Annotated in this window: 1 protein-coding gene; it reads right to left on the bottom strand. The window is 54.7% G+C overall.

What is annotated here, in order from left to right; translation table 11 throughout:
* Positions 1-329: hypothetical protein (locus J0A66_RS22390; RefSeq protein ID WP_206576032.1), on the bottom strand; the 329-nt coding region annotated here is incomplete at both ends.

Below are 329 nucleotides of genomic sequence, written 5' to 3' on the forward strand. Positions count from 1 at the left end.
TAATCTTGGTGGGGGCAATAACCACTCCACCGGCGTGCTTACCGGCGTTACGTGTCACCCCTTCCAACGTGCGCGCCATATCAATGAGATCCCGTACTTCTTCGTCCTGGTCATACAACTCAGGTAAGCGCGGCTCCACTTCAAAGGCTTTAGCCAAGGTCATGCCCGGATCGGGCGGGATTAACTTTGACAACCTATCAACAAAGCCATAGGAATGTCCAAGCACCCGGCCCACATCCCTCACCACCGCTTTAGCGGCCATGGTACCGAAGGTAATGATCTGGGATACCGCATCGCGGCCGTACAATTCGGCCACGTGATCAATCACT

This window comes from Bowmanella dokdonensis (assembly GCF_017254865.1).
GTDB lineage: Bacteria > Pseudomonadota > Gammaproteobacteria > Enterobacterales > Alteromonadaceae > Bowmanella > Bowmanella dokdonensis.